Origin of the sequence: Cupriavidus metallidurans CH34, assembly GCF_000196015.1 — a bacterium.
Classification (GTDB): Bacteria; Pseudomonadota; Gammaproteobacteria; order Burkholderiales; family Burkholderiaceae; genus Cupriavidus; species Cupriavidus metallidurans.
The window spans coordinates 1,839,359-1,851,864 of sequence record NC_007973.1; the positions used below are offsets into that span (position 1 = coordinate 1,839,359).

The 12,506-nt window shown below is 63.0% G+C and carries 13 protein-coding genes; 12 read left to right on the plus strand and 1 reads right to left on the minus strand.

The annotated features are described in order from the left end of the window. The first annotated feature begins 19 nt into the window (after positions 1–19). The 10 genes from RMET_RS08505 (at position 20) to RMET_RS08550 (ending at position 9,932) form a co-directional block, all read left to right on the plus strand. Positions 20–973 carry a sensor histidine kinase gene (locus RMET_RS08505; protein ID WP_011516430.1) on the plus strand — a complete coding sequence of 318 codons (954 nt, stop codon included), beginning with the start codon at positions 20–22 and terminating at the stop codon, positions 971–973. Then, on the plus strand, positions 936–1,559 hold the full coding sequence (locus tag RMET_RS08510; RefSeq protein WP_017513303.1) for a response regulator transcription factor: 624 nt from the start codon (positions 936–938) through the stop codon (positions 1,557–1,559). The genes RMET_RS08505 and RMET_RS08510 overlap by 38 nt, the downstream gene beginning before the upstream one ends. Before the next feature lie 122 nt (positions 1,560–1,681). Next, entirely contained in the window at positions 1,682–2,056 is a 375-nt protein-coding gene (locus RMET_RS08515) for a response regulator transcription factor (RefSeq protein ID WP_011516432.1), read from the plus strand. 129 nt (positions 2,057–2,185) lie between these two features. Beyond that, positions 2,186–2,440: an RNA-binding protein gene (locus tag RMET_RS08520; protein WP_011516433.1), complete on the plus strand. Its 255-nt coding sequence runs from the start codon at positions 2,186–2,188 to the stop codon at positions 2,438–2,440. Positions 2,441–2,519: 79 nt separating this feature from the next. After that, positions 2,520–3,758 carry an efflux RND transporter periplasmic adaptor subunit gene (locus RMET_RS08525; protein WP_011516434.1) on the plus strand — a complete coding sequence of 413 codons (1,239 nt, stop codon included), beginning with the start codon at positions 2,520–2,522 and terminating at the stop codon, positions 3,756–3,758. Beyond that, complete coding sequence (locus RMET_RS08530; protein ID WP_011516435.1) at positions 3,755–6,946, plus strand: efflux RND transporter permease subunit; 3,192 nt, start codon at positions 3,755–3,757, stop codon at positions 6,944–6,946. Before RMET_RS08525 ends, RMET_RS08530 begins: the two co-directional genes overlap by 4 nt. Further along, positions 6,943–8,403, plus strand: a complete 1,461-nt coding sequence (locus tag RMET_RS08535; protein ID WP_011516436.1) for an efflux transporter outer membrane subunit — start codon at positions 6,943–6,945, stop codon at positions 8,401–8,403. The genes RMET_RS08530 and RMET_RS08535 overlap by 4 nt, the downstream gene beginning before the upstream one ends. 4 nt (positions 8,404–8,407) lie before the next feature. Further along, positions 8,408–8,881, plus strand: coding sequence for a glycine zipper family protein (locus RMET_RS08540; protein WP_011516437.1), 474 nt, complete (start codon positions 8,408–8,410; stop codon positions 8,879–8,881). Between the two features lie 40 nt (positions 8,882–8,921). Further along, positions 8,922–9,509, plus strand: a complete 588-nt coding sequence (locus RMET_RS08545; RefSeq protein WP_011516438.1) for a hypothetical protein — start codon at positions 8,922–8,924, stop codon at positions 9,507–9,509. Positions 9,510–9,545: 36 nt separating this feature from the next. After that, a complete protein-coding gene (locus tag RMET_RS08550; RefSeq protein ID WP_011516439.1) occupies positions 9,546–9,932 on the plus strand; it encodes a hypothetical protein in 387 nt (128 codons plus the stop codon). Between the two features lie 77 nt (positions 9,933–10,009). Here the strand turns inward: RMET_RS08550 and ppk2 are convergent, their stop codons facing one another. Beyond that, complete coding sequence (ppk2, locus tag RMET_RS08555; protein ID WP_011516440.1) at positions 10,010–10,828, minus strand: polyphosphate kinase 2; 819 nt, start codon at positions 10,826–10,828, stop codon at positions 10,010–10,012. A 177-nt stretch (positions 10,829–11,005) separates the two neighbouring features. Between ppk2 and RMET_RS08560 the strand changes: the two genes are divergently transcribed. Together RMET_RS08560 and RMET_RS08565 are read left to right on the plus strand one after the other, a co-directional pair. Further along, positions 11,006–11,290 carry a hypothetical protein gene (locus RMET_RS08560; protein ID WP_224446076.1) on the plus strand — a complete coding sequence of 95 codons (285 nt, stop codon included), beginning with the start codon at positions 11,006–11,008 and terminating at the stop codon, positions 11,288–11,290. 49 nt (positions 11,291–11,339) lie between these two features. After that, complete coding sequence (locus tag RMET_RS08565; RefSeq protein WP_011516442.1) at positions 11,340–12,506, plus strand: AI-2E family transporter; 1,167 nt, start codon at positions 11,340–11,342, stop codon at positions 12,504–12,506.

Below are 12,506 nucleotides of genomic sequence, written 5' to 3' on the forward strand. Positions count from 1 at the left end.
CCGCTGAAGGACAACAGCAATGCGATGGCTGTCCTTCCTGTTGGTAGGCATCTCCAGCGGCGTGGCGTTCGCCGCCGCGATCGTTCCCAGCTTCGGGCGTCGCAGGTCGCATTCCGGCGGGACAACGGAATCAGTGCAATCCAGCAACCATGCAAGGGAGATCGCCCATCTGTCGCCCGCACCCGGCATGAACGAACTAGCCGGCTCGATCGCGCATGAATTGAACCAGCCGCTGACGGCTATCACCAGCAATGCTCAGGCGGCCAGGGAGTATCTGGCATCGGGGCCATGCGACCCCGCCGAGGTGCGCGAGATCCTGGACGATATCGTCGCCGATGCGTCTCGCGCGAGCGAGATCGTCAGGCGGGTGAGGGCATTGATCCTGGGCGAAGCCCCTTCGGCGATCCACTTCAATGTCGGCGAGGTCGTCGATCAGGCGATAGCCCTCGTCGATGCCAATGCGCGGGCACGTAGTGTTCTGGTGTCGCGCGAAGTTGCCAATTCGCTTCCCCGCGCCGTTGGCGACCCGATGGAAATCCAGCTGGTGCTGCTCAATCTGCTGAGCAACGCCCTCGATGCAGTGGAATCCGTGCGCCCGCACGGCGAGCGCTCAGCGTCGATCCTGGCGCAGGAACGCAATGGAATGGTCGTCGTTTCGGTGCGCGACAACGGTTGCGGCGTCGAACCGGGGCAGCTCGAGCGTATCTTCCAGCCGTTCTATTCGTCGAAGCACAAGGGCATGGGGTTGGGGCTGTCTTTCAGCCGCGCCCTGGTGGAGCGCAATGGCGGACGCCTGTCTGCGATCCGCAACAGCAACACGGGTATGACTTTTGAACTATCGCTGCGCACGGAAGACGCGGCGCAGGACCTGCGCGGGTCGGTATTGCCACTCGCACCGCGCGGCATCCATCCGCTCCATCACGGAGGAAAGAACGATGAACGCAATGCAGCCAACGGTATGTATCGTCGATGACGACGACAGTGTGCGGCGTGCCCTGGCACGCGTCCTTGGCGCCCATCGGTATCACACCAGTTGCTTCGATTCCGCCAAGCGCTTTCTGGATAACGTCGAACTGGAGAATTCGCCGATCTGTGCCGTGGTCGACCTGCAGATGCCAGACATGGACGGCATCGCCTTGCAGCAGACGCTGAGCCAGCGAGTTCCCGTCGTCATCCTCACCGGACATGCCGACGTGTCCAAGGCGGTACAGGCCATGCAGGCGGGCGCGATAGATTTTCTCGAAAAGCCGGTGCAGGACGGGCTGCTTCTGGCTGCGGTCGAACGGGCGTGTGAACGCGCGCGGGAACAGTTCGCGCGCAAGGCCGAACTCCGCGTGCTGCGGCAGAAGATCGAGCGGCTGACGCCCAGAGAGCGTGAAGTCCTCGGCTGGATCGTGTCGGGCCTGCGCAACAAGCAGGTGGCCAGCGAACTCGGGACCGTGGAAAAGACCATCAAGGTGCATCGCGCGCACGTGATGCAAAAGCTCGAAGTGGACTCGCTTCCAGCCCTGGTCCGCATTGCCGACAAGATGGGCATGGGGATCGTCGCGCGCACCTGACCCTGCGCTGGCTCCCCCGTTTGGACCATCGTCCAATATCGCCGGACGCCGGTGTCTCGTAGCCTTGGGGAAGGCAACTTCTTCCCCGCGGTCTACGCGGTCGACGTTAACCTGGCGCGGATATGGGGTCTTCAGGACAATTTGCGGTGGTTATCGACGATGACGAGTCCGTTGCGCGCGCCATCTCGCGATTGCTGCGCGCCGCCGGCATCGCTGTCGATACCTTCACAAGCGGCACGGTATTCCTGGACCAGATCCTGTCACAGCCGGCTTATCGGCCTGCGTGCGTGATCCTCGACGTCAGCATGCCCCATCTCGACGGCCTTGAAGTGCAGCGCCGTCTCGGCGGATTGTCATTGCCGATCATTTTCATTACCGCCCACGACGTGCCCGAGGCCCGCAACAAGGCGCTCTCCGCCGGCGCAATCGGATACCTGCGCAAACCTTTCAATACGCAACAGCTCATCGAACTGGTGCGGGGTGTGATGACGGCTTGAGTTATCTGACGTGACGGTATTTGGTCCTTGGTCCAATTGCGATTTAGACTCAAAGCGGCACACTCTCAACAATACGGGGCCGACATGCGTCCGCCGCGCGTGGCATTGGCGCCGTGACAAGGATCGAACATGGCACTTCTGATGATTTCCAACCTCAACCCGGATACCACCGAGGACCAGGTGAAAGAGTTCCTCGGTCGTTACGGGTTTCCGGCGTACGACGAATTCGAACTCCAGGAAGGAGACGGTACGCGCCCGGCGGTCACACTGACATTCCATGCCGTGGACGAAACCGCGTTGCAGCATTTTGTCCCGCGCATCCATGACGTGTTCTGGAATGGCCACCGGATCAATGCGTTGGTGTTGAGAGAACGCTTCAACTGACCACGCAGGCAACACATCAACCACGCAGACGGCGAGGACGCGCCAGCAAGCAGGCGGGCGCGTAGCGGAGGAGCAAGCAATGGCGAGTGGACTGGAGTCCAAGGGCAGGCAGTATGCGTTCATGTTCCTCACCGCACTGGCAGTAGCGGGATGCGGAAAGCAGGAGGCGAAGGGGCCGGCCGCGCCGCCCGTGACCGAGGTTGGGGTCGTCAAGGTCGACCTCCACGACGTACCCGTCGCGTTCGAGTTCGTCGGGCAGACCGAGAGCTCGCAGCAGGTTGAAATCCGGGCGCGGGTCAACGGTTTCCTGGAGCAACGGCTCTATACCGAAGGCACGATGGTCAAGGCGGGGCAGGTGCTGTTCCGCATGGACCAGAAGCCATTCAAGGCCGCGCTGGACGCGGCCATGGCCGAACTGGCGCAGCAACAGGCGCGCCTCACCACCGCGCGCCAGAACCTTGCCCGCGTGCGCCCGCTGGCGGCCAAGAATGCGTTGAGCCAGAAGGATCTCGACGATTCCGTTGGGCAGGAGCAGGGCGCCGCCGCCGCGGTGGAGCAGGCCAAGGCCAACGTGACAAACGCCCGTCTGAATCTGGACTACACGACGATCACCGCGCCGGTCTCCGGGTTATCCAGCTACGCCAAGAAGCAGGTCGGTTCGTATATCGACGCGAGCAACAGCTTGCTGACTTATGTCGCCAAGCTCGACCCGATCTGGGTCAATTTCAGTTTGTCGGAGAACGAGGTCCTCCAGTACCAGTCCCAGCAAGCCTCCGGGCAGTTGAAGATGCCGCCGCGCGGCTCGATGGAGGTGGAGATCGTCTTGGCGGATGGCGCGACCTATGGCAAGCGTGGCCACATCACGTTTGCCGATGCATCGTTCAGCTCCGAGACTGGCACCTATCTGCTGCGCGCGGAATTCCCGAATACCGAAGGCGCGCTGCGTCCGGGGCAATTCGTGCGCGTTCGCGTGCTTGGCGCGGAGCGCACGCGCGCGATCACGGTGCCGCAGGCGGCCGTGGTGCAAGGGCAACGTGGACAGTTTGTCTGGACCGTCGGCAAGGACAACAAGGCAGAGACCAGAGTGGTGGATGTCGGTGAATGGGCGCAGGGCAACTGGATTATCCGCTCCGGCCTGCGCGAAGGCGATACCGTGGTGGTCGATGGCACGGTGCGCCTCGCTCCCGGCGCGCCCCTCAAGCCAGTGGCCGCGCCTCCCCAGCCGGTGTCCACCGAACGGCCGCCTGGCTCCCCCGGCGCCGCGCCCACGCCAGCCTCGGCCCCAACCGCCGCCCCTGAGAAGGGGGCGACGTCATGAAGCTTTCACACTTCTTCATCGACCGTCCGATCTTCGCATCGGTCCTGTCGATCATCATTGTCGTTGGCGGTCTGGTTGCCATGGTCAACCTGCCGATCGCGCAGTTCCCTGACATCACGCCCCCGACCATCACAGTGACCACGACCTATCCGGGCGCCAGCTCGGACGTGGTGGCACAGAACGTCGCGGCCCCGATCGAGCAGCAGGTCAACGGCGCGGACAACATGCTGTATATGTCGTCCACCAGTTCGTCCACCGGCAACATGACGCTGACCGTCTACTTCGAGATCGGCACGGACCCGTCACTGGCACAGGTGGACGTGCAGAACCGCGTGAACCTGGCGCTGCCGACGTTGCCGGACGCGGTGACCAAGCAGGGCGTGAGCGTGCAGAAGCGTTCATCGGCCTTCATGATGGTGATCGCGGTCTATTCGCCGGATAACAGCTATCCGCAGACCTTCGTCGATAACTTCACGAACATCTATATTCTCGATGCGCTCAAGCGCATCCCCGGTGCCAACCAGGCGTCGATCTTCGGCACGCCCGACTACGCCATGCGCATCTGGCTGAAGCCGGACCGGATGGCCCAGCTAGGCATCACCGTCGAGGACATCAAGAACGCGGTGGCCAACCAGAACGAGCAGTTCTCCGCTGGCCGAATAGGACAGTCACCCACCGACGGGCCGGTCACACTGACCTTCCCGGTGACGACGAAGGGGCGGATGACCGAGCCGGCCGAGTTCGAGAACATCATCCTGCGTGCCGCCTCGGGTGACGCGGCGCTGGTGCGCCTCAAGGACGTCGGCCGTGCCGAACTGGGCTCCAAGGATTATTCGTTGCGCAGCCGCTACAAGGGCAAGACCGCCACGCTGCTGGCGGTCTATCAACAGCCGGGCGCCAACGCGCTGGCCGTGGCCGAGCAGGTCCGGAAGACGCTGGAGGAAGTAAAGAAGAGCTTCCCGCCGGGCATGGAGTATGAAGTCGCGCTGGATACCACCGAGTTTGTGCATGAGTCGATCAACGAGGTGGTGCATACGTTGCGCGACGCAGTGATCCTGGTGATCCTGGTCGTGTTCCTGTTCCTGCAGAGCTTCCGCGCCACGCTGGTCCCGATTCTGGCCGTGCCGGTGTCGATCATCGGCACGTTCATGGCCATGTCGGCGTTCGGCTTCTCGGTCAATATGCTGACGTTATTCGGGATGGTGCTGGCCATCGGCATTGTGGTGGACGACGCGATCGTCGTGATCGAGAACGTCGAACGGAACATGGTCGAGTTCAAGATGCCGCCCAAAGAGGCGGCCAAGCACGCCATGGACGAGGTGGGCGGCCCGGTGATCGCGATCGTGCTGGTGCTGCTGGCCGTGTTCATCCCGGTGGCGTTCCTGTCCGGCATCACGGGCCAGTTGTACAAGCAGTTCGCCATTACGCTGGCGGTGTCGGTGCTGCTGTCCGGTGTCGTCGCGCTGACCTTGTCGCCGGCACTGGCGGCCATCCTGCTTAAACCGGGCTCCCACGAGAAGAATCGCTTCTTCCGCTGGTTCAACCGCAGTTTCGATCGGCTCGTGGAAGGGTACGGCAGGGCGATCCAGCTCATCATCCGGCGCTCGGTGATATCGCTGGCAATCGTGGCCGCGCTGATTGCAGTCAGCGTGCTGATGTTCATGCGCATCCCGTCGTCGTTCCTGCCGGTGGAAGACCAGGGTTATCTGCTGGGCGCGGTGATCATGCCCGATGCGGCCAGCCTGGACCGCACGTCCGCGTTGTCCTCGCGCGCCGCGGACTGGTTCTCCAAGCAGCCGGGCGTCAAGGCGGTGGCGGTACCGGACGGCTACAGCCTGATCGACTCGCAGAACAAGTCCAATGCCGGCACGCTGTTTGTCACACTGAAGGGCTTTGGCGAGCGCGGCAAGGGCGAAAGCGCGGCGGACCTGATCGCGAAGGCTAACAAGGAGTTCTCCACCTACCGCGAGGGAGTCGTGGTGCCGGTCAATCCGCCATCGATCCCGGGCCTGGGTACGACCGGCGGCTTCGAGTTCTGGCTGCAAAGCACCGGGGATGGCACGTATCCGCAACTCGAGGAACGCGTCAGGGCGTTTATCGCCAAGGCACATCAGCGGCCCGAACTGCGCGGCGTGACCAGCACGATCAATACGCGCTCCAGACAGTTGCTGGTGGACCTCGACCGTGAGCGCGCGGAAACACAGGGCGTGGCGGTGGAGTCGGTCTACTCGGCCTTGCAGACGATGTTCGGCTCGCTCTACGTCAGCCAGTTCCCGAAGAACAGTCGCCTGTTCCAGGTGATCCTGCAGGCGGAGCCCAAGTACCGTTCGCGGCCCGACGACCTCGACAATGTCTACGTGCGTAATGCCAAGGGAGATATGGTCCCGATCAAGGCCGTGACGAATTCTCGCTGGGTCTCTGGCGCGGATCTGGTCACGCGGTTCAACAACTTCCCCGCAGCGAAGATTACTGGCGACGCCGCACCGGGCTATAGCTCCGGGCAGGCGCTGGCAGCAATGGAAGAGGTAGCCCACGAAGTCCTTGGCGAAGGCTACAGCTTTGCGTGGAGCGGACAGGCGTACGAAGAGAAGAAGGCAGGGTCCACCGCCGCGCTGGTTTTCGCCTTCGCATTGCTGATGGTGTTCCTGATCCTGGCCGCGCAGTACGAGAAATGGTCGTTGCCGCTGGGCGTGCTGCTGGCGGTGCCATTCGCGTTGTTTGGCGCGCTAATGGGCATCTTGCTGCGGGGTATGGAAAACGACGTGTACTTCCAGATCGGGTTGACCGTGCTGATCGCGCTGGCGGCCAAGAATGCCATCCTGATCTTCGAGTTCGCCGTGGAAATGCAAGAGAAGGAAGGGCTGAGCCCGTTTGAGGCCGCGGTCAAGGCAGCCAAGATGCGTCTGCGTCCGATCATCATGACTTCGCTGGCCTTCATCCTGGGTTGCGTGCCGCTGGCCATCGCCAGCGGGGCATCCGCTGCCAGCCGCCAGTCGCTCGGTACCGGCGTGATTGGCGGGATGCTTGGCGCGACCGTCATCGCCATCTTCTTCATCCCGATGTTCTTCTGGGGCCTGGAGCAGCGCAGCGAGAAGAGGAAGGGCAAGCAGCCGGCTTCAGGGGCTGGGACCGGGCCAGGGGCGGGGCCGGCGAGTGACACCGAGGCTACTCCGGGAGGCACGTCATGAAGCGCCGCACGGTGTCCCGATTGATGCTTCTCGCCACGCTGGCCGCCGCCGGGTGCGCGGTCGGGCCGGACTACGTTCGTCCGCCTGTCGATGTTCCGCAGGCCTACCGCTTCGCGGACGAAGGTATCAGCGTGCCGCAGACACCGGCCACGTATTGGTGGTCGCAGATGAACGATCCGGTGCTGGACGGGCTGATTGCCACAGCGCGGGCCAACAACAAGGACTTGCTGATTGCCGCGGCACGGGTCGAGGAGTACTACGGCCGTGTCATGACCACCCGGTCTGGCCTGTTCCCTCAGGTGGGAATCGAGGCTGGCGGTGGGCGCCAGCGCATCAGCACCACCAATGGCACGGCGCTGCCGATCAACAACCCGTTCAACCAGACGCACGTCGCCGCCACCGCATCCTGGGAAATCGACCTGTTTGGCCGGATACGCCGCCTGACCGAGGCGGCCAAGGCTGACTGGCAGGCCAGCGAACTGGCGCGTCGGAGCACGGAAATCTCGGTGGTCGCCGCGACTGCCAGCGCCTATATCACGCTGCGGGATCTCGATAACCGCCTGCGTATCTCGCAAGAAACCCTGGAAAGCCGTCGGGGCGCGCTTGAGTTGTTCCGGGAGCGCTTCCAGGGCGGCGTGGTCTCCGAGGTCGAGTTCGCGCAAGCGCGGTCGGAATACGCATCGGCACTGACCTCGGTCGAGCAGTTCCGCCAGCAAGTCGCGCTGCAGGAGGATCTGCTGGCCGGTCTGCTGGGCGAGAATCCGCGTGAAATTCCGCGCGGCAAGTCGATCTCCGAGTTGACCTTGCCGGGCGTGCCGGTCGGCCTGCCTTCGACGTTACTGGAGCAGCGGCCGGACGTGCTCCTGGCCGAGCAGAATCTCGTGGCGGCCAATGCCCGCATCGGCGCCGCGCGTGCCGAATACTTCCCGACGATTTCGCTGACCGGCGCGTTCGGCGCTGCCAGCACGGCACTGTCGGGGCTGTGGACCGGTCCGGCACGGGCCTGGTCGTTCGCAGGGCTCATCAGTATGCCGATCTTCACCGGTGGCGCGATCGCCGGCGACGTCAAGCAGGCGGAGGCGATTCAGACGCAGTCGCTGCAGGCCTACCAGCAATCCATCCAGACAGCGTTCCGGGAAGTGGCGGATGCGCTGGTCAGCGTGCAGCGTACGCGCGATCAGCTCAATGCCAAGACCGACCAGGTCGATGCGCTGGGCCGTTACGCTTCGCTGGCACGAGATCGCTACGAAGGCGGTTATACGAGCTATCTTGAAGTGCTGGATTCCGAGCGCGCGCTGTTCGCCGCGCAACTCGACCAGTCCACCCTCATTGGTTCGGAGTTTGGCCAACTTGTCCAGCTCTACAAGGCGCTGGGTGGTGGCTGGCCCGTGGAGTCGGAAGCAGCACAGGCGCCTCAGGCAAGCCTGAGTCAACCGGAAACCCGTAACAAGGAGTGATTTCATGTCGAGGTCGATCATCAGGCCGGTCTTGTTGCTGGCCACGGCGGGCATCGCCCTTGGTGCGATGGCCCAGTCCAAGCCGATTGCGTATCCCGCCAAGGGACAGAGCGCCGCCCAGCAGCAACAGGACGACGGTTATTGTTATTCCTGGGCCAAATCAAATACGGGCATAGACCCAGCCGCCGTGTCCTCGGCGCCGCCGCCTCCCAGTGGTCCGGCAGTCGGCGGTGGCGAGCGTGTTGGCGGCGCCGCGCGTGGCGCCGCCGGCGGTGCGGTAATCGGCGCGATCACCGGCGATGCCGGCAAGGGTGCCGCCGTTGGCGCCGCGGCCGGCACGATGGTCGGTGGCTCGCGCGCCCGGCAGAACCAGCGCAACGCGCAAGCGAACGCCCAGGCCAACACCCAGGGCGCCATGTCCACGTACTACCGTGCTTATTCCGCGTGCATGGAAGGCCGTGGTTATTCGATCAAGTGAGTGAAGTAGGTCCCGGAGCGCTTTGCCAAAAGGAGTGCATATGCTCAAGAAAGTACTGATTCCCGTCGCGATCCTGCTTTCGGTGCCGGCCATTGGCTGGGCGCAGACCGACGTCAAGACTGATGTCACACGTGCCGACGGCTCGGTTACCGCCTCCGGCTCCGCAACGGCCGTTGCGACGATCACAGCCATCGACGCCGCAAATCGCAAGATCACGCTCAAAGGCGCGGGCGGCAAGGTCACCGACATGACCGTTGGCGACGAGGCTCGCAACTTTGATCAGCTACGGGTCGGCGACAAGGTCACCGTACAGTACAACGAGGCACTGACCGTTAGCCTCAAGAAGGGCAGCGGACCGCTCTCCATGCAGGAAAAGCCGATCGAGCAACGCGCCGAGGCCGGCGCCAAGCCTGGCGGCACGGTTGGCCGTGAGGTGACGGTGGTCGCCCAGGTCGTCGCGGTCAACAAGGACGCAAAGACTGTCTCGGTCAAGGGACCGAAGGGCCATGTCGTCGACCTGATTGTCGAGGACCCGGACCAGTTGAAGAACATCAAGAAGGGGGACCGCGTGCAGGCTGTCTACACCGAGGCTGTCGCGGTTTCGGTAACCCCAGGTGCAGGCAAGTAACCACCGAATGCCGGGCACCCGAACGGAACTGTCGTCATGAAGCACATTGCAGCATTGCGTTGTCTGGGGGCGGCCGTGCTGATTGCCAGCGCGCTGCCCGCCCACGCGTACTTTGACAACTATCTGAGCAGCACAATCGTTGGCACGCTCGCCAAGCAGCAGATGGCGACCTTGCGCGGCGTCTTCAACAAGACGCTGTCGGAGTCCGAGGATGGTGCCACCGTGCCGTTCAGTCTCCCTGCCGAGGGGCGGTCCAAGGCCACGGAGGGCACATTCACGCCCGTGACCACGCGCACCGAGAACGCCAAGCGCTGCCGCAAGATCCGCAGCGAACTGCGCCAGAATGGCAGGTCGGAACGCTGGGAAGGGTGGTACTGCCAGGACGCGGATGGCAACTGGAAAAAGACGCTACTGAAAGATTGAAGGATTGAAGATCCGATGCCGCAAACTTCAGGGGCCGCAATAACGCGGCCCCTGAAGATGCGGTTTGCGCCCGGAACTCAGAATTTCTCCGGGATGTACCGATAGGGGTAGTCGGGCTCCTTGTAGGAGCCGCGCTTCTGCCGGTCCGGGAGCGTAACCTTCTTGCGCGGGATGGGCTCGTAGGGAACCGAAGCAAGCAGATGGCTGATGATGTTGAGCCGGGCGCGTCGCTTGCAATCCGATCGTACGACATTCCACGGCGCGAAGTCGGTATCCGATGCCTCGAACATCGCGTCCCGCGCACGCGAGTAGTCATACCAGCGGCTGTATGACTTCAGGTCCATATCCGTCAACTTCCACGTCTTGCGGCCATCCAGAATGCGCTGCTCAAGGCGGCGTGTCTGTTCTTCGGGGCTGACTTCGAGCCAGTACTTGATGAGCTGAATGTTCGAGCCGACGATGGCGCGTTCCACCAGCGGCACGGCGCGCAGGAACAACTCAACCTGTTCCTCGTCGCAGAATTTCATCACGCGTTCGACGCCGGCGCGGTTGTACCAGCTACGGTCGAAGATCACGATTTCGCCGGCTGCGGGAAGATGCGGGATGTACCGTTGCACGTACATCTGGCTCTTTTCGCGATCAGTGGGAGCGGGCAGGGCGATCACCCGAAAGACGCGGGGGCTGACCCGCTCGGTGATGGCCTTGATGACGCCGCCCTTGCCGGCGCCGTCACGCCCTTCGAAGATGACGCATACCTTGGCACCAGTAGCCTTGACCCAGTCCTGCAGGTGCACTAGTTCGACGTGCAGCGAGCGCAGCGCCTTCTCGTACGTCTTCGAGTCAAGGTCTTGCTGCATTGCAGAATCCTCGTCAGTACGGCGCGAGTCCTTTACCATAAGTGTTTCTCCCGGCGCTTGCAGCAGGCCCCATTGCCTCAAGTATCAATCTCGGATACGGGCATGACCTTGGCAAGGGACTTTGGTCCAATGCTTGGCTCAAGCATGGCTTGGCCCAAGGACCAATTGCTTTGCGCACGGGCTTGGCTGACTCTTTCATTGGGAGCGTACTCAACCATGTTCAAGACTGGATACTGGCTGATCATTATCGGTTTCTGGGCGGCTCTCGCAGGGGTATTCCTGTGCGACCCGGTGGGCGGGCTGCCAGAGAATGTCAACCTGTTCAGTTTCGCCCTGCGTGGTCTCGAGATTCACTTGTTCAAGCTGTCAGAAGCGCCGCAGCACTACCTCATCACGGTTCTCGCGAGGGACTGGTTGATCGGCTGCTTCGTGACCATGTTCGTCGGCGCTGTCCTGCTTGCCCTTGGCTGGAGGCGCAGGCGCCAGAGCCGGCTCGTGTGAGAGGTGGCGCGGCAAAGGCGCGCGCCAGAGGTTCACAAGGAGGCCGCCGATGCTGCAAACACGTCTTTCGATCCCTACGATCTCTCGTACGCTGATCGACGTATATATCCGCTTCGGCCTGATCTTGTTGCTGGCGATATCTTGCTTCGAGATCTTCAAGCCGTTCATCAGCCTGATGGCGTGGTCAGTGATCCTGGCGATCACGCTTTATCCGCTGCAGACGTACCTGCGGGGCAAGATCTTTGATGGAGAGGGCCGCACGGCCACCCTGATCGTCTTCCTGGTCATCTGCATCATTCTCGTGCCCTCGTGCCTGCTCGGCATTGCATTGATCGACTCGGTCGAACACGCATTGGAGATCGCGCGCAGCGGCAACATCCGGATTCCGCCACCGTCCGAATCGGTAGCGGCCTGGCCGTTTGTGGGCAAGCAACTCTACGGCTTCTGGCACCTGGCCTCCACCGACTTCGCCTCGCTGGCTGAAAAGCTGGCGCCACAGATCAAGGTGGTGGCGCTGGCCTTGCTCGGCACAGCGCGTGGCGTGGGCGTCGGGCTGCTGATCTTCGTGGCGGCGCTCATGATCGCGGGCATCTTCATGGCCTACGGCGAACTCGGCACGCGCAGCGCGATTCAGATTGCCTCCCGCATCTCCGGGCCAGAGCGCGGCCCCCGCCTTACCGTGCTGTGCACGGCCACCGTGCGCGCGGTCGCGCAGGGTGTGGTGGGCATTGCATTCATCCAGATGCTGCTGATCGGTGTCGCCTTCGTTATGAAGGGTGTGCCGGGGGCAGGGCTGCTGGCGCTGGCGGTGCTGCTGCTCGGCATCATGCAGTTGCCGGCCACGCTGATCACCATTCCCGTGATCATCTTCGTGATCGCGACCGAGGGCGTCAGCGGCATGAACATCGTCTTCGCCGTCTACGTGTTCATCGCCGGCCTGGCGGATAACGTGCTCAAGCCGATGCTGCTGGGCCGTGGTGTGGATGTGCCGATGCCGGTGGTGTTGATCGGCGCGCTTGGCGGCATGGTCAGCGGAGGCGTAATCGGGCTCTTCGTCGGCCCTGTGGTGCTCGCGGTTGGATACCAATTGTTCTGGCAGTGGGTGGAAGACACCCAGCAGCAAGCCATCGAAGGCGGCGAGGCCGTGGCGAGTGGTGAGGCCGTGGAGGGTGGCCAGGCGTCGGGACGTACCGAAAGCGGTCCGGCTGCCGGATAG